Source organism: Psychrobacter sp. A3, assembly GCF_028823565.1.
GTDB classification, from domain to species: domain Bacteria; phylum Pseudomonadota; class Gammaproteobacteria; order Pseudomonadales; family Moraxellaceae; genus Psychrobacter; species Psychrobacter celer.
This window is the reverse complement of the sequence record NZ_JAPEHS010000041.1, coordinates 1-21,862: the sequence shown is the minus strand read 5'-3', so window position 1 is coordinate 21,862 and position 21,862 is coordinate 1. Positions and strand designations below refer to the sequence as shown.

At 48.4% G+C, this 21,862-nt stretch carries 15 protein-coding genes; 6 read left to right on the top strand and 9 right to left on the bottom strand.

The window, feature by feature from the left end; genetic code table 11:
* Nucleotides 1-272: 272 nt before the first annotated feature.
* Both rho and trxA read right to left on the bottom strand, forming a co-directional pair.
* Complete coding sequence (gene rho / locus NK638_RS07490; RefSeq protein ID WP_201587041.1) at nucleotides 273-1,541, bottom strand: transcription termination factor Rho; 1,269 nt, start codon at nucleotides 1,539-1,541, stop codon at nucleotides 273-275.
* 552 nt (nucleotides 1,542-2,093) lie between these two features.
* Nucleotides 2,094-2,459: a thioredoxin gene (gene trxA, locus NK638_RS07485; RefSeq protein WP_158676692.1), complete on the bottom strand. Its 366-nt coding sequence runs from the start codon at nucleotides 2,457-2,459 to the stop codon at nucleotides 2,094-2,096.
* A 288-nt stretch (nucleotides 2,460-2,747) separates the two neighbouring features.
* Here trxA and NK638_RS07480 point away from each other — a divergent pair, with 288 nt between their 5' ends.
* Complete coding sequence (locus NK638_RS07480) at nucleotides 2,748-3,461, top strand: RluA family pseudouridine synthase (RefSeq protein WP_274632512.1); 714 nt, start codon at nucleotides 2,748-2,750, stop codon at nucleotides 3,459-3,461.
* Between the two features lie 80 nt (nucleotides 3,462-3,541).
* On the top strand, nucleotides 3,542-5,146 hold the full coding sequence (locus tag NK638_RS07475) for a flavin-containing monooxygenase (RefSeq protein ID WP_274632511.1): 1,605 nt from the start codon (nucleotides 3,542-3,544) through the stop codon (nucleotides 5,144-5,146).
* A 79-nt stretch (nucleotides 5,147-5,225) separates the two neighbouring features.
* On the opposite strand, the gene NK638_RS07470 is transcribed toward NK638_RS07475, so the two are convergent.
* The gene (locus tag NK638_RS07470; RefSeq protein WP_274632510.1) at nucleotides 5,226-6,173 is read right to left on the bottom strand and encodes a D-2-hydroxyacid dehydrogenase; all 948 of its coding nucleotides are present in this window, start codon (nucleotides 6,171-6,173) and stop codon (nucleotides 5,226-5,228) included.
* Between the two features lie 311 nt (nucleotides 6,174-6,484).
* Between NK638_RS07470 and rapA the strand changes: the two genes are divergently transcribed.
* Nucleotides 6,485-9,373 carry an RNA polymerase-associated protein RapA gene (gene rapA / locus NK638_RS07465; protein ID WP_201587047.1) on the top strand — a complete coding sequence of 963 codons (2,889 nt, stop codon included), beginning with the start codon at nucleotides 6,485-6,487 and terminating at the stop codon, nucleotides 9,371-9,373.
* 440 nt (nucleotides 9,374-9,813) lie between these two features.
* Entirely contained in the window at nucleotides 9,814-10,716 is a 903-nt protein-coding gene (locus NK638_RS07460; RefSeq protein WP_192993173.1) for an acyl-CoA thioesterase, read from the top strand.
* A 128-nt stretch (nucleotides 10,717-10,844) separates the two neighbouring features.
* Here NK638_RS07460 and mutY read toward each other — a convergent pair whose 3' ends face one another.
* From mutY to NK638_RS07435, 5 genes are all read right to left on the bottom strand, one after another.
* A complete protein-coding gene (gene mutY, locus NK638_RS07455) occupies nucleotides 10,845-12,113 on the bottom strand; it encodes an A/G-specific adenine glycosylase (RefSeq protein WP_274632509.1) in 1,269 nt (422 codons plus the stop codon).
* A gap of 91 nt (nucleotides 12,114-12,204) precedes the next feature.
* Complete coding sequence (locus NK638_RS07450; RefSeq protein WP_274632508.1) at nucleotides 12,205-13,134, bottom strand: GIY-YIG nuclease family protein; 930 nt, start codon at nucleotides 13,132-13,134, stop codon at nucleotides 12,205-12,207.
* Nucleotides 13,135-13,157: 23 nt separating this feature from the next.
* Nucleotides 13,158-14,114 carry a ribosome biogenesis GTPase YlqF gene (ylqF, locus tag NK638_RS07445; protein WP_274632507.1) on the bottom strand — a complete coding sequence of 319 codons (957 nt, stop codon included), beginning with the start codon at nucleotides 14,112-14,114 and terminating at the stop codon, nucleotides 13,158-13,160.
* A 228-nt stretch (nucleotides 14,115-14,342) separates the two neighbouring features.
* Entirely contained in the window at nucleotides 14,343-17,390 is a 3,048-nt protein-coding gene (locus NK638_RS07440) for a DUF2339 domain-containing protein (protein ID WP_274632506.1), read from the bottom strand.
* Between the two features lie 185 nt (nucleotides 17,391-17,575).
* Nucleotides 17,576-18,313 (bottom strand): dienelactone hydrolase family protein, encoded by a 738-nt coding sequence (locus tag NK638_RS07435; RefSeq protein ID WP_274632505.1) that lies wholly within the window; start codon nucleotides 18,311-18,313, stop codon nucleotides 17,576-17,578.
* A 270-nt stretch (nucleotides 18,314-18,583) separates the two neighbouring features.
* Between NK638_RS07435 and NK638_RS07430 the strand changes: the two genes are divergently transcribed.
* Entirely contained in the window at nucleotides 18,584-19,057 is a 474-nt protein-coding gene (locus tag NK638_RS07430) for a YcgN family cysteine cluster protein (protein WP_274632513.1), read from the top strand.
* A 47-nt stretch (nucleotides 19,058-19,104) separates the two neighbouring features.
* Here the strand turns inward: NK638_RS07430 and NK638_RS07425 are convergent, their stop codons facing one another.
* A complete protein-coding gene (locus NK638_RS07425; RefSeq protein ID WP_274632504.1) occupies nucleotides 19,105-20,286 on the bottom strand; it encodes an Lnb N-terminal periplasmic domain-containing protein in 1,182 nt (393 codons plus the stop codon).
* A 355-nt stretch (nucleotides 20,287-20,641) separates the two neighbouring features.
* Between NK638_RS07425 and NK638_RS07420 the strand changes: the two genes are divergently transcribed.
* Nucleotides 20,642-21,541, top strand: a complete 900-nt coding sequence (locus NK638_RS07420; RefSeq protein ID WP_192993161.1) for an HlyC/CorC family transporter — start codon at nucleotides 20,642-20,644, stop codon at nucleotides 21,539-21,541.
* Nucleotides 21,542-21,862: the final 321 nt, after the last annotated feature.

Genomic DNA, 21,862 nt, shown 5'->3' with positions numbered 1-21,862 from the left:
CCAGAGGCTGCGCAAAATTCATCCCAGTAGCGCTATGACATTTTTAGAGTGTATCAACTATATTTGCTTCGTGTGATATAGGCAATCCGCTATAGAGGCTGTGATTTTTTTATTTAGCACTTACTATAGCTTGTCGTCTGGCCATATTGCTACGACCCAACACACAAAAACCGCCCTAAGGCGGTTTTTGGTATTTGTCTTTAATATCTATAGTCCATCCATATCAAAAACGACATAGTGCTATTGGTATGAGTAAAGCTTATCATCGCACATTAGTTTTGTGATTTACGCTTCATTTGTTCAAAAAACTCATCATTGGTTTTGGCTTCTTTTAGGCGCTCAAGCAAAAACTCAGTGGCTTGGACACCATCCATTGGCTGTAGCAATTTGCGCAAGATCCAGACTTTGCGTAGTTTGTCTTCATCAAGCAAGCGCTCTTCGCGGCGAGTGCCAGATTTTTTGATATTGATCGCTGGGAAAACACGTTTTTCGGCCAAGTCACGCTCAAGGGTAATCTCTTGGTTGCCGGTGCCTTTAAATTCTTCAAAGATGACGCTGTCCATTTTGCTACCGGTGTCAATCAAAGCACTGGCGATGATGGTCAAGCTGCCGCCTTCTTCGACGTTACGCGCCGCGCCAAAAAAGCGTTTAGGACGCTCAAGGGCATTGGCGTCTACACCACCGGTCAACACTTTACCAGATGATGGAATGACGGTGTTATACGCACGAGCGAGGCGGGTGATGGAGTCAAGTAAGATGACCACGTCTTGCTTATGCTCGACCAAGCGCTTGGCTTTTTCGATGACCATTTCGGCGACTTGTACGTGGCGCTGCGGCGGCTCATCAAAGGTTGAGGCAACGACTTCACCGCGTACCGTGCGCTCCATCTCGGTCACTTCTTCTGGACGCTCATCAATGAGCAAGACGATCAGATAGCATTCGGGGTTGTTGCGGGTGATAGACTGGGCAATCGATTGCAAAAGCATGGTTTTACCGGCTTTTGGCGGCGCGACGATGATAGAGCGCTGGCCTTTACCAATTGGGGCGATCAGGTCGATGATACGGCCTGTCAAATCCTCGGTCGTACCATTACCTAATTCTAGCTTTAACTGCTCGGTGGGGAATAATGGCGTGAGGTTTTCAAAAATCAGCTTGTGACGTGAGCGATCGGGGGTATCAAAGTTAATCTCGCCGACCTTTAGTAGCGCAAAATAACGCTCAGAATCCTTTGGTGGTCGAATCGTCCCAGCGATACTGTCGCCTGTCTTTAGGCTAAAGCGGCGGATTTGGCTGGGGCTGACATAAATGTCGTCAGGACCTGCCAAGTAAGAGCCCTCTGATGAGCGCAAAAAGCCAAAGCCATCGGGTAAGACCTCGAGCACGCCGTCACCATAGATGGCTTCGCCGTTACGGGCGTGGGTCTTTAAGATAGCGAAGATAATGTCTTGTTTACGGCTACGCGCCATATTATCAAGACCCATGTCTTTGGCGATGGCCAATAGCTCAGAGATTGATTTTTTCTTTAGTTCAGTTAGATTCATAGGTAGGTCATTAGCAATTGATCAGATGAGAGATGCCATTAGCAGCACAAGTCACGACATTGATTAAAACAACGATAGTATGGCGATAGAGGGCGCGAGCACAGAGCCAGAGTTATGTAGTTTGGGTATTGCGTGTTGACTTATGTACAAGTTGCAAGAATAGAGTGCAAGGTAATAAGAAATAAGGATACAGAAGGCTACATAAGAGTCTGCGTCAAAAACTCAGTATCAGTAATTGTGTTTAGTCATTTCGTTCAGTAATGGTGTTTATAATGACGATTGTGTTTTTGTTGATAAACACGAGGAGAATAGCGACAAGACACTTAGGAAAACGGTTCGTTTTCTCTTGTCAGCAGACTATACGGTCTTCACAATGGCATTGTCAATAAATTTTGCCAAAAAAGTCGTATTATTGGTTTTTTTGCATAAAAAACGAGCAAAAAACCATTATCTTAGCAGGACAATGGTTTTTTACTGATTGGTATCTATTATGACGTGTAGACACTCGCAGCAGATAGACTGACACGAGCGTATCGACATTTATAGCAGTGCTTATAGATGCTTATCAAGTACTTTGGCTAGCTCTGCTTTTGGCTGTAGGCCCATGACTGAGTCAACTTTTTCGCCGTCTTTAAAGACAAATAGCGTTGGGATGTTACGGATACCAAAGCGGCTGGCGGCTTGTGGGTTGTTGTCAACGTCGACTTTGACAATTTTTACTTTGCCTTGGTACTCGCTGGCTAGATCTTCTAAGATAGGCGCGATGGCTTTACAAGGACCACACCACGCCGCCCAAAAATCTACCAATACAGGCAGGTCTGATTGCAGCACGTCTTGGTCAAAGTTTGCATCGGTGGTATTTACGATTAGGTCTGACATAGTTATCTCTCTTGTTTTATTGTCTTTATCGTCGTTCATTAATTTATCGCGGCTTTGTGTAGCTAAAGACCAGCGGTATAAAGTAATGATAAGCGGCTAAAGAATCGTTTCGAAATGGTGAAAATGTGCCATCATACTAACATGTTTGTTCTTACTTGACAGATGCAGGGTGGTTAAATTGTTTAACAATTACGATTGATACAATAAATCGAAACACAGCCCTACAGCCAGTGAGCGCGCTGTCACTTGTCACTTTTTGGTTTTTTTTCTATGTCATTGCCTCTATCATGTCATCTTTACTCTCATTTATATAAGTAACCGATTTTTATGCCTTTTACTGAAGAAGAAGTCAACGCCTTAAACCGACAAGAGTGCGCGTATCCGCTGGCGTTTTTTAAAACATTTGCCCAAGACATTACAGTATATGAAGATGACGATATTTGGGTGGTGGATAAGCCAGCGGGCCTCCTCAGCGTCAATGGCAAAACCCTTAAGGTCAGCTTGCTTGCGCGGCTTGAGCGCGTCAATCCAGCCGTCAAACTCATTCACCGCTTGGATATGGACACCTCAGGGCTACTGATTTTTGCCAAAAATGCCGCTGCCCAAAGCCATATTAGTAAGCAGTTTATTGAGCGGTTACCACAAAAAAGCTACCAAGCGCGCGTCTTTGGCCAATGGGAAAGTATTGGGACGACCGGTAAGATATCTGTGCCGGTACGTTATGAGCCGACGACCAAACCGCGCCATATCGTCGATCACGATTGGCCCAAACAGGCGCTGACTTTATATGAGGTCTTGGCTCACGAAATGTGCAATGATCAGACCGTCACTCGCGTGCTACTAAAGCCAGTCACGGGCCGTAGTCACCAGTTACGTGTGCATATGGTGCATGCCGGTCATGTGATGATTGGTGATCCGATTTATGCCGAAGGGGCGGCACTGATGATAGCCCCGCGGCTAAACTTGCACGCACAGCAGCTACGCCTAAAGCACCCGACACTGGGTGCGTGGATGGACTGGGAGAGTCCGTGCCCGTTTTAATGCATTAGCTGTCTACATGTGAGACCAATGCGTTTTCAATAGAATCGCTACGCCAATCATGCAAACACAAGGATGAGAATATGCTTGATATCGCTACTACCAAACAGGCGATTAAAAGTCGCCTCACACGTAGACAGTCGCAAAGGGATAAGCCTGCTGATTATGAAGTGCTGATTATTGGTGCGGGCATTGCGGGTATCGGTATGGCGTGCCGTTTACAGCAAGTAGCGCATAAAAATCTATTTGGTCATAAAGGTGCAAAAAAACAAGAACAGACAAAAACGCAGCGTTTTGCCATATTAGAAAAGCGTGCTGATTTGGGCGGCACGTGGGATTTATTTACCTATCCTGGTATCCGCTCTGATTCTGATGCCTTAACCTTTGGCTATAACTTTAGACCGTGGCTAGATTATAGAATGCTGGCAGCAGGTGGCGATATCAAGCGTTATATCGCTGATACGGCGCGCGAGTTTGGTATTACTGAGCATATTCGCTATGAGCATGAAGTTCAGCAAATATCATGGTCAAGCATTGATCAGTTATGGACAGCAACCATAAAAAATCATGCGAGTGGCGAAGTGTTCGTTAAGACGGCAAAGTTTATCGTCGGTGCTACGGGCTACTACGACTATGAGCAAGGCTATCGACCTCATTTTGAGGGAGAAGAAGATTTCCGCGGTCGTATTGTCCATCCGCAGCATTGGGATGATTTAGATTATAACGACAAAAAAGTGGTCATTATTGGCAGCGGTGCCACTGCAATGACGCTATTGCCGGCACTGGTAGATGAAAGCAGCGAGCAGTGTGCGCGTCATGTCACAATGCTACAGCGGACACCCACTTATGTGGCAAGCGTACCGGGCGATGATCATTCTATCGACTGGCTCTCAGGCAAGTTTTCACCTTTATCAAAAGAGCAGGCCTATACGGTACTGCGAGCGCGCAACGTGCTGCGGCAGCAGGGGCTGTATAAATTAGCCACTCACGCGCCCAAGCTGATGAAAGCTGTGCTAAAAGGCGGCGTGACAAAAGAGTTAAAAGGTAGCGGCGTTGATGTCGAGCACTTTATGCCCGACTACAATCCGTGGGATCAACGCGTATGCGCTGTGCCAGACAGTGATTTGTTTCAATCCTTGCACGGTAAACGTGCAGCAGTGGTCACCGATCAGATCGACCACTTCACCGAAACCGGTATTATGCTGCAATCAGGCGCGCATCTTGAGGCTAATATCATCGTCACAGCAACCGGATTGAAACTGCAAATGCTAGGCGGAGCAGCGGTATATATCGACGGGCAGGCCATTGATATCGGCACGCGCATGACGTATAAGGCAGTCATGATCGAAGGCGTGCCTAACATGGCGGCCTTATTTGGCTATACCAATGCCTCATGGACGCTAAAGATTGATCTGGCTTGTCAATATGTGGTGCGGCTGTTGAGTTATATGCACAAAAACCGCTACCAAGTCGCGCTGCCAAAGGCACAGGCGGCGAATGCTACCGCCTACGCCCAAACAGATACGGTGATGGGCTCGCTATCGTCTGGATATGTCAGACGTGCCCAAGACAGACTGCCTAAGCAAGGCGATCGCTACCCGTGGTACGTGACCAACAACTATCTTAGCGACCGTGTGATGCTCAAATACCGCAGAATAAAAGACGACTGGTTGCGGTTCAGTCGTTAGGTTTTAATTGATCGATAGTCGCTATTGATGCTACGACTGGTTGCGGTTCAGTCGTTAGGTTTTAATTGATCGATAGTCGCTATTGATGCTGATTATCGATAAAGTCAGCAACTTGTTTGCTTAATATCTGCCACAAGGTCTGTTGCGCGCTTTTGCTGCCCCAAGCATTGTGCGGGCTAAATATCACCCGTGGATGCTCGCTGAGGCTGAGTAGCGGGTCATCTGCCGTGATCGGCTCTTGCTCAAACACGTCGCTGGCGTAGCCGATGATTTGCTCGTTATGGATGGCAGTTGCCAATGCTTGACTATCGACGATGCCGCCGCGAGCAACGTTGACCAATAAGGGTTGTTTGATCATTTTGGCCAAGGTGTCCTTATTGATAAGATGCTGGGTTTGTGGGGTCAGTGGGCAATGTAAGCTCAATACATCTGACTGCGCCAGTACGTCATCAAAGGCGGTATAGTCTGCACTGCGCGGCGCACGCCCTTGATGCTCCGCCCATAACACCGTCATGCCAAAGGCGCGTGCAATCTCGGTGACGCGCTTGCCGATGGTACCGACGCCGATGATGCCGAGCGTCTTGTCTTCTAAGTCGATCAGCGGTATGTCAAGCAAGCAAAAATTGCCATTGTCGCGCCATGTACCATCGGCGACTTTTTGATGATAATGAATGCCTGCGCGCATGGCATTGAGCATCAGCATAAAGGTATGCTCAGGCACGCTTTTGACCGCGTAACCTGCGACGTTATAAAGGGTGACATGATGTCTGTCACAAGCGTCTTGATCGACGTTGTTCATCCCTGTGGCAGTCAGCTGAATCAGCTTGAGGTTGGGCAGTTGACCGATTACCTCAGCGTCTATTTGGACTTTGTTGGTGATGATGATATCGGCGTCACGGCAGCGCTCGAGGATGACGTGGTTGTCCTTTGGCGTGTCATGATAAGTCATGTAATCTGTAATCCCAGCTGGGGCTGGCAAATCGATACCGTCCGAAAAAGTACCCTTGTCTAAAAAAACCGCTCGCATAGTGACTCCCTGATGAATTGATTGTTGTATTGGTTTTTTCTATGGTTTTAAGGCTTTATGGGGGTGAGGCTTAATGTAGCACGTCGGTGGTTTTAGTCAAAAACCAAACCATAAAAACCTGAGAAACCCAAGCGCTGTCACAACTGTCTACTTGAAAAGTCAACTAAACGCACTCATCTAGCCGCTAACGTTATATAATGGTCTACCTTAGCTGTCGACTAAATGGGTGTTACCCTATGCACAGCCACCATTAGCGGCCATTGCTATCTATTTTATTTCTTATTACCTGAGTACAAAAAAGACATCGCCTTATGACTACCTCTATCGCTTCACTGCACAGTACTGAATTCGCCGTTGGCCAACGTTATTTATCTGATACGGAGTCTGAGCTTGGCTTGGGTGTGGTCATCGATGTGGATGATCGCTGTGTGCACATCTTGTTTCCGCAAAGCGAGGAGACGCGTGTTTATGCCAAAAACTCAGCGCCACTGTCGCGCGTGGTATTTAAGGCGGGCGATAGCATTTATGACCAAGATGGCAACGGCTATACGGTCAATGCGGTAGACGAGGTGATGGGTGTGCTCAAGTACAGCGTCGATGAGCATGAGCGCGGTATCATGGAAACCCGACTCGCGGCCAATATCACGCTTGCCAAGCCGCTTGAGCGTCTGCTCGCTGGTCGCATCGAGCGTGGCGACTGGTACGAGCTGCGCCAAGACATCTTGCGCATGCAGTCGGCGCTGGCAGGTCATCCGCTCAAAGGCCTAATGGGCGCGCGTGTCGATATTATCGAGCATCAGCTGTATATCGCTCACGAGGTCGGTAAGCGTATTGCGCCGCGTGTGCTTTTGGCCGATGAAGTGGGTCTGGGTAAAACCATCGAAGCGGGCTTAATCATTCATCAGCAGCTAATCACAGGAAAGGCTGAGCGCGTACTTATCTTGGTACCAGACAGTCTGCAATACCAGTGGATGATCGAGCTGCGTCGCCGCTTTAACCTAAATTTTGCGTTGTTTGATTTGGTACGTACTGCCGCGATCAAAGAGCATGATCCTGAACAAAACGTCTTTGCCACCGAGCAATGTATCATCGCGGGCATGGATTTGTTGCTTGATCATCCTGATTTGTACGATCAGGCGATGGAAGCGGGCTTTGATCTATTGGTCGTCGACGAAGCGCACCATTTGCACTGGGATGAAGAGCAGGGCGGCAATGACAAATACGATTTGATTGCTGACTTTGCTGAAGAGACGCCAGGGGTAATGCTACTGACCGCAACGCCTGAGCAGCTCGGCGCGCAAAGCCATTTTGCGCGTTTGCGCCTGCTAGATCCTGATCGCTTTGATGATTTGGATGAGTTTATTGATGGGCAAGAAGCCTTTGCCGAAACCGCTGCCGTCGCTGGCGTGTTGATAGAAGACAAGCCGTTGAGTGATGGGCAAATCGCAGCTTTGAGCCATTTGTTAGACATTAGCATGGATGAGCTGGGCGCAATCAATGACGATGAGCGCTTGCGTACTTATGCCCTTAACGAGCTACTGGACCGTCATGGTACCGGCCGTATCTTATTTCGCAATACCCGTGAGAGTGTCAAAGGGTTTTATGGACGAAGCCGTCAGCCGTATCCACTGCCCCTGCCTGACGCATGGGTTGATAGCTACCAAACCACGGGCAAACTGCGTGAGCAGCTGTGGGGCGAAGAAAACCAGCCCGATGGTGGCTGGCTAGAAGATGACCCACGTGTGTCTTGGTTGATTGATATCTTGCGCGGTGAGCTAAAGCATCAAAAAGTGCTATTGATCGCTCGTAGCGGGGCGACGGTTGAGAGTCTTGAGGCGGTATTGCGCTTACATGCAGGCATTAAGACTGCTATCTTTACCGAGCAGATGACACTGCTTGAGCGTGACCAAGCGGCGGCGTTTTTTGCTGATTCCGAGGGCGCGCAGATATTGCTTTGCTCAGAGATTGGCTCAGAAGGCCGTAACTTCCAGTTTGCAAGCCAGCTGATACTGTGGGACTTACCTGCCAATCCAGACACGCTAGAGCAGCGCATAGGTCGCCTAGACCGTATCGGTCAGACGCAGCAGATCATGCTTCACGTCCCTTATGTGCAGGGCACCGCGCAGGAGCGTTTATATCATTGGTATGACAAAGCGCTCAATATGTTTAGTCAGATATCACCGACTGCCCAAAGTGTGCAAGAGCAATACATCCAAACGCTAAAGCCTGTGCTAGAGAGTGCTGATACGCCCGACAACCGTGCCATGCTACAAGATATCATCACCGAAGCGAAAAAAACCCGCCTAGGGCTAGAAGCGCAGCTACAAGCTGGCCGTGACCGTCTGCTGGAGTACAACTCATGCCGTCCACGTGTCGCTGGGCGTATCAAAGATGCCATGATTGACTTTGATCAGAACAATCTGCTGCCACACTTTATGGAGCGCTTTTTTGCCTCTGCCAACATCGATCATAGTATCCAGCGCGATGGCTCGTGGGTCATCGCTCCTATCGATAGTACTGAGATCAGTGAGTACATCGATGGCCTGCCACTGGGCGATGAAGATGGGATGACCTTGACCTTTGATCGCGGGCAGGCATTGCTGCGTGAAGATATCGACTTTATTACCCATGAGCATCCGCTGATGCGCGCGATTTACGAGTTGGCCAGTACCAGCACCTTTGGTAATACCACGGTGGCGATGCTAAAAAGCGCGGTCGTGCCACAAGGCATGGTGCTGCTTGAGGTAAACTTCCGTGTCGAGGCCATCGCGCCAAGAGTGCTCAATCTGCCTGCGACTATCACCACGCAAAACATTCGGGTATTTATCAGTGAGCAAGGCAATGATCTGTCAGCGCGCATCAGTAGCGATATGATCATGCCGCACATCGAGCGACTGGACAAAAACCGCGCCCGCCAAGTCATCAAGGTGCGCGGTGATGTGATCGAACAGCGTTACTACGACGCCGAAGAGATCGCCCGCCAGCAGCTTGCAGAAATCGGTGAGCAAGCAAGCGCCCGTTTCAATCAGCAGTGGTCGCGTGAAATCAAGCGCCTAAAACATCTACAAACCATCAACCCCAATGTACGTCCAGAAGAAGTAGAGCGCTTAGAGCAGCTAAAAGCACAAGGCGAGCAGGCATTAGGCAACCTATCGCTGGTACCAGACTCTATCCGCGTATTGGTAGCGGTCAAGCCATAAACGAAGCATAGCAATGAAAACGAGATGCGCCGATCATCTCGTTTTTTATTAGGCTGATGCACTGATGCTGCGATAGATACCTCTACCTCAAACCTTGTGATAGCCAAGCGCGTGCGTAAGCGATCAGCGGGTGCTTTTGTCATGAGATAAAAAAAGGCGGTCAAGACTGGCGGGTAAGCGACTCATAACTGGTCAAAGCGCGGGATATTGGGTAATATGTTTAGCCTTTCAGTGGATAATAAATACGTGTATAGCGCTGCTATCGCTGTATTTTTACGCTAAAATTTCGTTCTAACATCTCTCTTGTGTATTTTTAGCAAGTGATTTCATATTATTTTACATTCAAACGCAGCAAATTTGCCGTTATATCATCTGGCTATCATTAGGTGGGTTGGTGCAGCCGCGCTGCGTTTTTGATAAAAATAAGGAAACCTATCGTCATGTCTGATTATTCGCAACTGATTGATGAGCTGCTTGCTACCGTATCGCTTATTGAAGTGAGCCCTGATGTCTTTGAGGGGAAAAGCCATGACTATGTGGGCAGTCGTATCTTTGGTGGGCAAGTCTTGGCGCAAGCGATTATGGCAGCTGCCCATACGCTGGATAAAGACAAACCCTGCCATTCACTGCACGGCTATTTTTTGCGTGGCGGTGATATTAACCAGCCAGTGATTTATCGAGTACGCCGTCTACGCGATGGGCGTAGCCTCTCTGCGCGTGAAGTGACCGCAATTCAGTACAAAGAAGTACGCGGCAAAGCACCTATTGAGCAAGTGATTTTTTCGATGATTGCCTCATTTTCACCGATGGAGGAGGGGCTTGAGTATCAAGAAGATATGCCCGTCTATCCGCCACCAGACGACCTGCTTGCCGAGCAAGATTTAAAAGAAGAGTACGTCGGCAAAGTGCCAGATGCGCTCAAAGCACGTTTTATGCGTCGTCGTCATGTCGAGATTAAGCCTGTCAAACCGCGTGACCCTATCCATCCTGAGCCGATGAAGCCAAAACAAGCCAACTGGCTGCGTATTCGCGAGCTGGGTAATCAGCCGGTGGCGATTCAGCAAGCGCTATTGGCATTTTCGTCTGATTTTTACTTAGTCGGCACAGGGCTGATGTCACATGGCGTGAGCTTTATGACCAGCGGGTTGCAAGCTGCTAGTATTGACCACTCGATGCACTTCCACCGTGAATTTGATTTGAATGATTGGCTGCTCTATGACATGTGGAGCGATACTACCTCTAATGCCAAAGGCTTAAATCATGGGCAGTTTTGGCAAGATGGTAAGCTCGTCGCAACGGTGCAACAAGAAGGCTTGATGCGTCTGCGGGTGCCCAAATCTTAAATAAAAAAATACAAGCTATGCCAGCGTGCTACTGGTATAAATTTTCCTTGCGTGCTGCGTACCCCGATGCTGTGCAAAACTCATGCCAGTAGCACTGTGTTTATTTATAGTGGTTCGACTATACGTACTTACCGCTCTAAAATCTTTACCATCGCCCGCGGTAATCCAAGTGTTACCCGCGCATCATCTGCAGTCAACCAATGAATATTAATCTCTGCCGCTTGCAAGGCTGTACTCAATGCGGTTGTTTGCTTATTGTCTAAAGTGACGGATTGCGGCGTCAAATACCAATGAAAGTGGGTTAATGAATGCTTGATAGGCGCATCATCAAGCAAGGTTTGATTAATAGGTGCGGCTATCACATTATGCTTATCTAACCACTCATAAATAATCTGCTCAGCGATGGTAAATTCTGTCTCATAGATTTTTTCATTACTGCGTACGTCATTTGCTGTGTTTGATGGCTTATCATCGCTAGCTAGCGTCTTTTTAACAGTAGCCTTAGTGTTTGCTTTACCATCAACCTTTTCTACAAACTGTAATGGCAAGCTCCATAGTCCGCCCCAAATACCATTGTCAGGGCGCTGTAGCCATAGTATTTTGCCGTTCGTATCTTTGATGATAAGCGCGTTGCTAAACTTACTGGGCTTGGGCTGTTTTTTTGCCTTGACTGGATAGTCGGTTTCGCGCCCCTGTGCATGGGCAAGACAGTCCTCTTGTAGTGGACACAATAAGCAGGCAGGCTTGCTACGCGTGCATAGCGTTGCGCCCATGTCCATCATCGCCTGCGCAAACCGTCCTGAGTCATCGACAGGTGTTAAACGCTCTGCCAATGCCCATAGCGTCTTGGTGGTGGCAGACTTGGTGATATCGCCCTCAATAGCCGCCCAGCGGGTAAGGACGCGTTTGACATTGCCATCACAGATGACGCCATACTTGTGCAAGCCCATCGCCATAATCGCCCCAGCGGTCGACGGCCCAACGCCAGAGATAGCTTCCCAGCCCGCTAGCGTCTGCGGAAAATCACCGGTCTCGTCAATTATCTCGGCCAGTTGCTTTGCGCCTTTATGCAAATTACGCGCGCGTGCATAGTAGCCAAGACCCGCCCAATGCTCGGCGACCAAGTCCCATTCTGCGGCGGCCAAATCCTGCACGCTCGGAAACGATTCCATAAAACGCGCAAAGTAGGGCAACACGGTGGTGACTTGTGTCTGCTGGAGCATGACTTCGGATAGCCAAACGACATAAGGATTGGGGGTGTCAGTCTGGTGCTGTTGCCACGGCAGGTCATGGCGACCGTTTTCGGCAAACCAATCGAGTAGGCGTGGGGCGAAAGAGTCTAATGCGTCAGTGGGTTGAGAAAAGGGAGCATCGGGTATGGCGGTAGGTTGGGTCATAGGCTCTTATAAAATTGGCAATAAGTAAAGGGAGCTTTGGTTACACTTAAGCAAAGCGTTTATCCTATATGGTGATTATCTGGTTGATTTACTAGCGGTAAATGTCGCTAAGCGTCTGGCCAGCTTTGTTTTTCCAGACTAGCCACCCATTTGCATTACGTCCTGTTGCAATTTGTCCTGCACCACTAGGTGTTGTCAGCAAGTGGTTTTTGACCACTTTGTAAGTGTTGTCATCGTGCTCGATTAATATTTTGTTTGCTAACATTTCACGTTTTTTATTGATGCCCCATTTACTAAATGATGGTGTATGAATTTTACGGATGAGCGACCCTTTTAACAAAACAAAACCGTCATTATCGTAGTAGCCTTGAGCATCACAGTCTTTGGCTTTGCAATAAAACAGCGTTGGTTGCTTGTCAGGTACGACTGCTGGTGTGTCTTGGGGAGACTGGCAGGTATCTGGTATCAGTGGCTGGTAGGCTTTATTATTAGGAGTCTCAATACCGATTGCTTCAAAAACTGGCTGCCCGAGGGTAGACAGTAAAATATCTAATGTGTGAAACAGCTCTTCGCAGTCTGCTTGCAGCGGTGCTGGCGTATGCGGCTTGCTGCCATTATTGCCATTTTGCAAATCGTAACGCCCGACATCTGTGGCAATTTGAATGGCTTTATGTTCCATATACAGCGCATGCGTCTGGGTAATGGTGTTGTTGGTAGAGAGCATGACAAACACCCTTGTCCAAAAATCTTTACCATTATGATGGCTTTTCAGGCGCTGGGTTAAATCGCCTGTTTGCCCAATATAGAGCAGTGGTTTGTCCGTGCTATCGGTATCACCAATTAGAAAGTATAAGCCTACTTGCTTGGCGTCGGGCATACTTAAAAAATCTGCAATATGAATACGCGGCACTTCAATCAGACGCACAGTACGCGTGGTCATTTCAGCGACACGCAGCCCACGAGGGTTACCTGTGGGCAGGTAGATTTGAATGGTTTTTGCTGAGGGTGTTAATGGGTTCATAGTAACTTATATTATTGGTCAATCTACTTCCGATTCTTCCGCGTTTTTAGACGACGTAAGCGTTTCTCTTCCTCTTTTGCTTTCTTCTTCTCTTCAGCAGCGAGTCGCTGTTCGGCGACGATGATTTCTTCCGCTTCGATCATCGCTGGAGTTTCAAGGGTAATACGTCCAAGTTTGCCACTACGCAGCTCATTGATCAAAATCTCAGACATACGGTAGGTATCAACGACTCCGCCTTTTTTGATAAATCCTCGGTTACGCCCTGCCATTTCAAAAAACTCCCAATCGGTCTTGGGCAGCTCGTCAATTTTATAGCGAGTTTTTAGCAGCTCAGGATAAGCGCTCAGCAAATACTCAGCGGTATAGCTGGCGACATCGGCGAAGTCAAATGCCGTATCACGGATACCGCCTGTCGCTGCTAGACGATAGCCAGAGTTTTCGTTTTCGACCTTTGGCCAGAGCATACCGGGCGTGTCATAGAGCATGATGTCATCATCGAGTTTGATCAGCTGCTGCGACTTGGTCACCGCAGGCTCGTCGCCAGTTTTTGCTACTGCACGCCCTGCTAAGGTATTGATCAAAGTCGATTTGCCAACGTTTGGAATGCCCATGATCATGGCTTTGATCTGGCGACCGGTGCCAACTTTATTGGGCACCATTTTTTTGCATAGAGCGATGATGCGCTTGACATCATCGGCTTTGTTATTGTCACACGCGATGGCTTTGACGCCCGCTTGCTGCTCAAGGTGCGCCATCCATGCTTGGGTCAGATCAGGGTCGGCGAGATCGGCTTTGTTTAATATCTTGATGACGGGTTTTTCGCCGCGTAGTGCTGCGACCATGGGGTTTTCGCTACTATAAGGAATACGGGCGTCAATCACCTCGATGACCACGTCCATCTGCGGCATGATTTCTTTGATTTCGTTACGGGCTTTGTTCATATGCCCAGGGAACCATTGAATATTCGCTCTTTTATCCATCTGCTTTCATAACCTTTTATAAAAAATGCTAAAAGTAAGACCATCAGTGTCTACTTTTTTATGATGTTCAGTTTACTACACAACCAGCGTCAGCACCCAATGTTATCCAGTCGCCTTGTTGCCACGTTACAATTTTATGTCAGGTTTCAGGCAGGCTGTCATGCGGATTTGGGCGTGTCTTTATGTTTGGCCCATCTATAGGCTCATCGATTGGGTTGAGAGTACGTCCTAGTCTACTAAGTCCTTGCGTGCAGGTGGTAGCGGCGCTAAATAGCCAATGACCAAGATCAAGCTGCCTGCACCAAGGAACGAAATCACCCGCCAAATCGCCTCGGTCTGTGACAAGTCAACCAAGACCAGTTTTAGCACCACCGCGCCCAGTAGTCCAATGCCCATAAACCATAGCGTGCGCTGTCCATAGCGGCTAGCGCTGATGGTCGCGACCAAGGCAATGAGCGTCCACAAAATCGTCAATCCCGTCTGTACTTGCTCGCTATTCCACGCGCCGCCAGTAACTCCATATACACTGCCAGTCCATAATGGCGTGCCGATAAAGGCATGCAGCGTCCTGACCAACATACTCGAGCCTATCCAAAGGCCAATCAGCGCTAAGACAATAAGTAGCATATCGTTTTTAGGAATGGCTTTTAATAGATTTCTCGAACCGCTACCACGTGGCTGACGGAGTAAATAAACGCCCAAGGCATAAAACACCACCAGCCATAACGTCAGATCGTATAAATTAAATAGCGGAAAATAAGGCAAGGCCCAAATCATCCCATCATAAGTAAAATTGGTAAACAGCGCCCAGCCTAAGGTGATAGGCACAAAGATTTTGGCGCTGTCTAACAGTGCTTGAGGCCAATCAAACCAAGCGAGCGGAAAGGCTGAGATTACTGCTTTTGATTGCGTGTTTGACTGCTCATCATGATATTTAGCCATAGCATGACGCTGTGTCCACCATAACCCAGCCAACATAAAGGCAACTGGCACTAAAACAGTCATGACACCTTTTGAGTCAGGTAAGCCATAATGCATGGCTTCTGCTAAAACAATAATGCCTGCTCCAAGCCAGCTTGCGCTATCAAAACGTGTTAACTCAGCTGCTTTATGCCATATCTTTAGCCATAACTGCCCAATGACCAACGCGCCTATCAGCAAAGTAATAAATATCGACCAATGAAAGGTCGACCATTGATAATCAAACGTATATCTTTGCGGTAATTGAAACAGTAGCGTGGCATACAATAACAACAGTAAACCATGACAAAACTGCCGAATCTCCAACCAAGAACGATATTGATTGACGGCATAATAAAGGACAAGGCTGGTTAACGCGGCCAATCCTAGCAGCGCTGTCGTTGCGATGTGCCAGTTGGCAAGCCATTGATCAAGATCGATGACCAATACATACAGCAGCCAGACCACGGCGGTGAACGTTAAAAAACGGCCCAACCTCGGACTGCGCCACATCAGGTTAAACGCCATACTTTGGCTATTGATTGAAGCCAGCCACTGCTTGGTAGCGAGTTCACCGATGCCCAATGTGTTAGCGTATTTCACCAGCGTCTGATCGGCGTGACGCTGGCTGTTTGTGTCATCCATAGGGGCGTTGCTGGCGCGTAAGACAAACATGGCGGCGAGGTAGCTGAGCGCTGAAATCGTCAAGGTCAGCGTTGGATAATCTTTGATTGTAAAGACCACAGTTATCATCAGCATCGCTATACTCAGCAGCTGTAACACTAGCCCAAATAGCACCGACCATGCGCGTAGCGAGCGCCGACCAAACCATACCAACGCCAGCCCTTGAACCGACCAGCCAAAGGCAATCCACTCAGCATCGAGAGCCAGCGGAATCACCAACGCCAAAAATCCAAATCCTAACGCCAGCATGCCTTCAGTGATTAAGGCATATCGCTGACTGCGCTGTACAAATATCCAGCCAATGCCCAAATAAATCACCGCTAAAACAGCACTGGTGAGGGTCAGCGCATGAGGAATAGCGTCTAACAACGCCGCAAATAAACCAAAGGCCAATATCGGTACGGAAAACAATAAACCCGTATCAATAGGGAAGACATAGATGTTGTTTGCGCTGTTTTTTGTATGGTTGTTCGTACTGGCATCTGTGCTGGGGTTTGTACCGTAAATACTACCTACAGTCATCTGGGCGATATCTGTTTCATTTAATGTGTTATAAGCGATGATCTGCTGGGCGTAGCGAATGACGACAAACAAATATAGCAATACATGCAACGTCACCAGCAATACCAATGTCCAGCGCTGCGCCTCAATGGTAGCGCTTAGATTGCTCGTCGCGCCCCAATAGTAGGCCAGTCCAAAGGTGACCAACACGCCGAGCAGATTGAGCATTTTCCAAGTACGGTAGTGAGCAATGACAGCAACGGTGACGTTTAACAGCAGATAATAGCTAAATAAGGCGACCAGACTGCCGGTGTCTTCACCGGTCAATACAGGCGCAAAAAACCCACCAGACAAGGCCAATAAAGCCAACGGTAAGGCGTTTTGACGCACAGCGAGACCGATGGTGACAGCTGATAAAAGGCCAAGTCCAATAAAGCTCGGCACGCTTGCGAGCACCTGATAGACGCTATAAGCAAAAAAGACGGTCAAATAAGCCGTCGCTAAGCCCGCACCCTGTAAGGTGATGCCATAAGCAAAGCGGTTTTTTGCCAACTGTATCCCCAACGCCGCCAGTCCCAATCCCATCAGGCCAATACCAATAAGCTTTATGGTAATCGGAATCTCGATATAATCGCTCAGTAAGCGCAGCAAAAGCACCACACCGATGAGTAAGACGATTACCCCGACACGCACGACCAAATTACCGCCAAAAAACCAGTTCTTGATAGAATAAATCAGTGAGGTGACGATAGGTAAGGAGCGCTCATCAGGCTCTATGGTTGCAGTGGCTTGTCGATTTTCTGTCGATAGTGATGAAGCTGCGGGTAAAGGGGGTGTAGGTAGCTCGGATAAAGGCTGGTTTGCTGACTCTGACAACTCTGGCCGCTCAGAAAACACGGGTGGTTGTGACGTTGTCTGCTGATGCTCTGTATCTTGAGAGGGTGGCTCAAAGTGCACGTTGGATGCAGCGTCTATACTGTCTTTATATTGCTTGAGCTCAGCTTGTAGCGCTGCCATCTCACGGCGCAACTGCTGGATTTGTCTATGGATACTAATATATAGCACCGAAGCAATGATGAATAAAATGGTAAAAGCCAGCCAGCCCAGCGGATTCATTAACAGATATAGCATCCTCGTCACTCAATTTGCTTGATGATAAGGTGATAATGACGCGATTTGCGTCCGAGTACAAGAAGCATCATGTACCTAAAGCTGCTCAACTAAAAAAAGAGTCCGCTTATAAATCAGCGGCTCTTTTTTCGGTTTATATAGGTTTTATAAAAGCCCTATGATAGTGGCCTTCTCATGATAGCCGTCTATGCTAAGTTACTTTTCATAAACTCAAGCATATTATCCCAGCTTTGCTTGGCGGCAGCTTCGTTATAGCCAAGATCCACGTCATTGTTTGCCGCGCGCTCATCGGCATGGGGGTTGGTAAAGCCGTGCTTGGCATTGTCATACACATCGATAGTGTAGTCGACATCGGCCGCATCCAGCTCAGATTTTAGACCTTCTATCGCCTCCATCGATACCATCGAATCATCGCGACCATGCGCGACCAAGACTTTGGCGGTAAAGTTTTTGTCCGCAGGCTGTTTTGCTGATGGGTTGCCGTGGAATGTTGCGACAGCTTTTAGTGGCATACCGTCGCGCGCCATATCAAGCACGACTTTACCACCGAAACAGTAGCCAATCGCGCCTAAGTTGCTACCATCAACAGCCAACTGATCGCTAAAATCATTGAGGATAAGGCGACAGCGATCCATCAGCATGTCTTGGTCCGCGAGTACTTGCTCCATCCACATGTTTGCCATCGCCGCATCGCTGGTCAATTTGCCTTCACCGTAGACGTCCATTGCCACTGCCGCATAGCCTGCTTTTGCCAGACGCTCGACCACAGATTTTGGATGATCGACCACGCCCCACCATTCTGGTGCGACCAAGATGCCAGCCGCTGGGTTTTCTTCCGATGCGTCTTCTGGTAGCGCTACATAGCTGATGAGCTCGACGCCGTTTTTGGTGGTGCTGATAAGTTCAAACGTCTTAATTGACATAGTGCTGTCCCTTTTCATGTTATGAATTTTATTTATAGTAAATCGTTTTTCTTACTTTTAGTACCTTAACGCCCATGCTTCGCAAAAACAGCTATAATACTGTAACGCTCTTTATCAAAATGCTACTGCACCTTTATGACACTCAATTTGCTCAACCAACTTATCGACAGCCAACAATCACCAACTGCTGAACAGTCACCGACGCCGCAACCAGTGCCAAAGCCTGTTGTGCCCGCCAATGCAAGCTTGTTTGCCGATAGCGATGGTGAGCTGGCGGCCACCTTGCGGCCGCAGTTTTGGTCGCGATTTGCCTTATCAGAGCTGACGCATCATGAATGGGAGGCTTTGTGTGATGGCTGCGGTAGCTGCTGCCTGATCAAATATATCGATGATGATGACGCCGAAGCGTTGGTTGAGTATACCGATGTGACCTGTCAGCTGATGGACTGTGCGACGGGTCATTGTCAGCACTATACCACGCGTCAAGAGTATGTGCCTGACTGTATTCAGCTCACGATGGAAAACCTGCCCAACATGATGTGGCTACCATCACACTGCGCCTATAAACGCTTGTATAAAGGGCAGAAGCTCCCAAGCTGGCATTTGTTATTGACTGGCGATGCGGCGCGCACCGAGCAGCAGATGCGCGCGGCCAATGTCGGGGTGGCAGGGCGCTGTGTCTCTGAGGTTGGTATGACAGATGAAGAGATGGAGGAGCGGGTGGTGACATGGGTACAGCCCTAGCAGTATCCATTTAGACTCTTATCATTAGTTTATGGCGAGTAGTGAGTTTATGGCGCGGCGGCATGCGCCGAAAATTGTGCTTTGGCTTCAGCTGCCGCTTTTGAGTCAGCCAATGGCGGGATAGGAATATCCTGACGAATCTGCTTGGAGAACTCGCGGCTATTGACTACGCTGCTGCCTGCTAAATTATCAAAACCACGCACTTTCGGATTGATATGAGTGCGCTCGTACCAAGTATCCATCGACCAATTCTGCGCGCCGCTGTTGGGCTTGGCGTCGAGCATACCGACATCGTATAGATAGTTCGGCAGCCACCCAGAGACCCAAATCCGATAATCCCATGGCAAACGCTCGCCACTGACGATACGCGCCATATAAAAAATAATATTGGTACAGTTGCTAATTAATGTATTGTACCAAGCAGGTTTAGCGTTTAGCTCATCGGCCGCCGTTAGATAAGATTCAAATAGCGACCTCACTTCATGCTGTTGCAAATTGCTAATAGGAAACAGATAAACCTGCTCGCCGCGCGCATTGCTGCGCGTATAGATAATATCACGCTCCTCGCTAGCAATCAGGCTAAGCTCATAACGCCGAAAAAACCCAGCCAGCGCCGAAAAAGACTCGCCTGCTTCTTTACGAATCTCAAATGAGAAGGCAAGCGGTCTGTCATCCTCAAAGCGAAAGCTGACCAAGGTATGAGCAATCAGTGGCCCCATCCAGTATGAGTTGGTGACATCGACGCCCGAGAGTTTGGACATATCAATGGTGCGGGTGTCCCAGCGCTCGGTGGCGTCTGTATCGGTATGCCAGTCAAAATTTCGTACATTTTTGAGGGTGATTATATTAGGGTTGCTCGCGTCGCGCTCATAGGAGACTTGCTGGCTGACCTCTGCCATCCAGTCGCGCTGCTGCTTGGCTTCGATAGAAAAAAACCAGCCAACCCCGAGGCACCAAGTCGCAGCGTACATACCCATAAGCCAAGTGCTGGCCGGTTTTTTTGTGATGGTATGGTGCTGGGATGAGTGCTGGTAACGGCTACGTAGCAAGGCTGCCAGCAGGCAAATGATGACGATGGCCGCAAGCCAAGTGACGAGCGAGTGCACGCCAAACTGATACCAAATCGCTAATAGCAACCACAGCGCCGATAATAACAGCGCGCTGACGATAAACAACTGGACAAGATAGTAGCGCCATGTCTTTTTTTTAGGGTTTGTGCCGTCCGTCATTGTTTGGCCGTGACTGCTTGTACCATGAGAGCGCGGCAGGCTAGTTGGACATAGTCGGCGTAAACGAGAAAAAAACGAGCGTAAGGACATGGCGTTTATTATTGATAAATAAAGGCTTTGACCATAGCAAAGTTTATAACACACTGACAATACAATTTGCGTGAATTTATCGTTGAATGTCGGTGAGCCATGCGATAAAGTGAAGCTAATTTAGGCTGGTCTATTTATAGGTATTATTTGGCCGTGGTTGTGATGGCCTAATTATAAAACGGCTGTTTTATTTGTTATTTCTATCCCCATCTAGGTTTTTTGCTGTTCTCATTGTTATTAACTAAAGAGGTTAAACCACATCATCATGTCTGACGACACTCCCAGCCCGAGTAGTTGGTCGATGCGCGGCTTAAAACGCTGGCTATCGACCGCCCCCGAAACCCGTGATGAATTGATTCGTTTGGTACAGGATTCTCGTCAGTTTTTAGAGCCTGATACTGTCGATATGTTAGAAGGCGTGCTCGATCTGCCTGCCACTCAAGTCCGCGAGATTATGACGCCGCGCCCGCAAGTGATCGGACTGCACGAAAGCGCAAGTCTGGCTGAGGTGATGGATATCATCCTCGACACCACCCACTCGCGTTACCCAGTATTTGATAGCCAAGATGATGATGCGGTCATCGGCATCTTGCTTGCCAAAGATTTGATTCCTATCTTAGTGCACATGGTGCGCGACCAAGAAGACAAAATCGACAGCAAGCGTCTCAGAGATCTGGTGCGGCAGCCGCTATATATCAGCGAAACGTCGCGCTCTGACACGCTGCTGCGCTCACTGCAGCGCACCCAAGTGCACATGGCAATCGTCGTCGATGAGTTTGGCAACTTTGCAGGGGTGGTTACCATGGAGGATTTACTCGAGGAGATCGTCGGCGATATCGTCGATGAGCATGATGACTTTGAGGAAGACAGTGATATCAATAATATTATCGCTGATCCTGATAAGCCACATACTTGGCGTGTACAGGCCTCGACGGTCATCGAAGACTGTAATGATGAGCTTGGCACCCATTTTGATGATACTGATGTCGATACCATGGGCGGCCTTGTCATGCAAGCGCTCGGCTATGTGGGCGACTTAGAAGGCGAGAGCGTAATAATAGATGACTGGAAAATCACCATTACCGATGTCGAAGGGCGTTTTATTCATAGCTTAGAGCTGACCAATATGAACGCCGATCAGCAGGTATTGATTGGCAGTCATTGATCGATGATGAGCCGCTTCATCGGTATAGCGTTAGTTTATAATAAAATGGTTATAAAGTGAGACGTGCTACTAGTAGGCTTTTGACATAACCGTTGCACCGCCTCATACCAGTCTATAGATAAAAAAACACGATTGCGGTCGTGTTTTTTTTGTGTCTTGCCGTGGGCTTTTGCGACGCAATTTTACCCATTAATTGCTGTAGGCTGGTATCATGGGCGGGTTTATTTACTGAGTCTTTACTGAGCGCTGATCGAGCTTGATCTTTGTCTAGGGCGTGTCCTCAATTCAATCGATAGCCATCTAAATGGGCTAAAAATGGCT

Coding starts and splice junctions, on each gene's coding strand:
- NK638_RS07440 (WP_274632506.1), bottom strand. CDS start 17,390: ATGCTATATCTGTTAATGAATCCGCTGGGCTGGCTGGCTTTTACCATT.
- NK638_RS07475 (WP_274632511.1), top strand. CDS start 3,542: ATGCTTGATATCGCTACTACCAAACAGGCGATTAAAAGTCGCCTCACA.
- NK638_RS07425 (WP_274632504.1), bottom strand. CDS start 20,286: ATGACGGACGGCACAAACCCTAAAAAAAAGACATGGCGCTACTATCTT.
- rho (WP_201587041.1), bottom strand. CDS start 1,541: ATGAATCTAACTGAACTAAAGAAAAAATCAATCTCTGAGCTATTGGCC.
- rapA (WP_201587047.1), top strand. CDS start 6,485: ATGACTACCTCTATCGCTTCACTGCACAGTACTGAATTCGCCGTTGGC.
- NK638_RS07420 (WP_192993161.1), top strand. CDS start 20,642: ATGTCTGACGACACTCCCAGCCCGAGTAGTTGGTCGATGCGCGGCTTA.
- trxA (WP_158676692.1), bottom strand. CDS start 2,459: ATGAACGACGATAAAGACAATAAAACAAGAGAGATAACTATGTCAGAC.
- NK638_RS07460 (WP_192993173.1), top strand. CDS start 9,814: ATGTCTGATTATTCGCAACTGATTGATGAGCTGCTTGCTACCGTATCG.
- NK638_RS07435 (WP_274632505.1), bottom strand. CDS start 18,313: ATGTCAATTAAGACGTTTGAACTTATCAGCACCACCAAAAACGGCGTC.
- mutY (WP_274632509.1), bottom strand. CDS start 12,113: ATGACCCAACCTACCGCCATACCCGATGCTCCCTTTTCTCAACCCACT.
- NK638_RS07470 (WP_274632510.1), bottom strand. CDS start 6,173: ATGCGAGCGGTTTTTTTAGACAAGGGTACTTTTTCGGACGGTATCGAT.
- ylqF (WP_274632507.1), bottom strand. CDS start 14,114: ATGGATAAAAGAGCGAATATTCAATGGTTCCCTGGGCATATGAACAAA.
- NK638_RS07480 (WP_274632512.1), top strand. CDS start 2,748: ATGCCTTTTACTGAAGAAGAAGTCAACGCCTTAAACCGACAAGAGTGC.
- NK638_RS07450 (WP_274632508.1), bottom strand. CDS start 13,134: ATGAACCCATTAACACCCTCAGCAAAAACCATTCAAATCTACCTGCCC.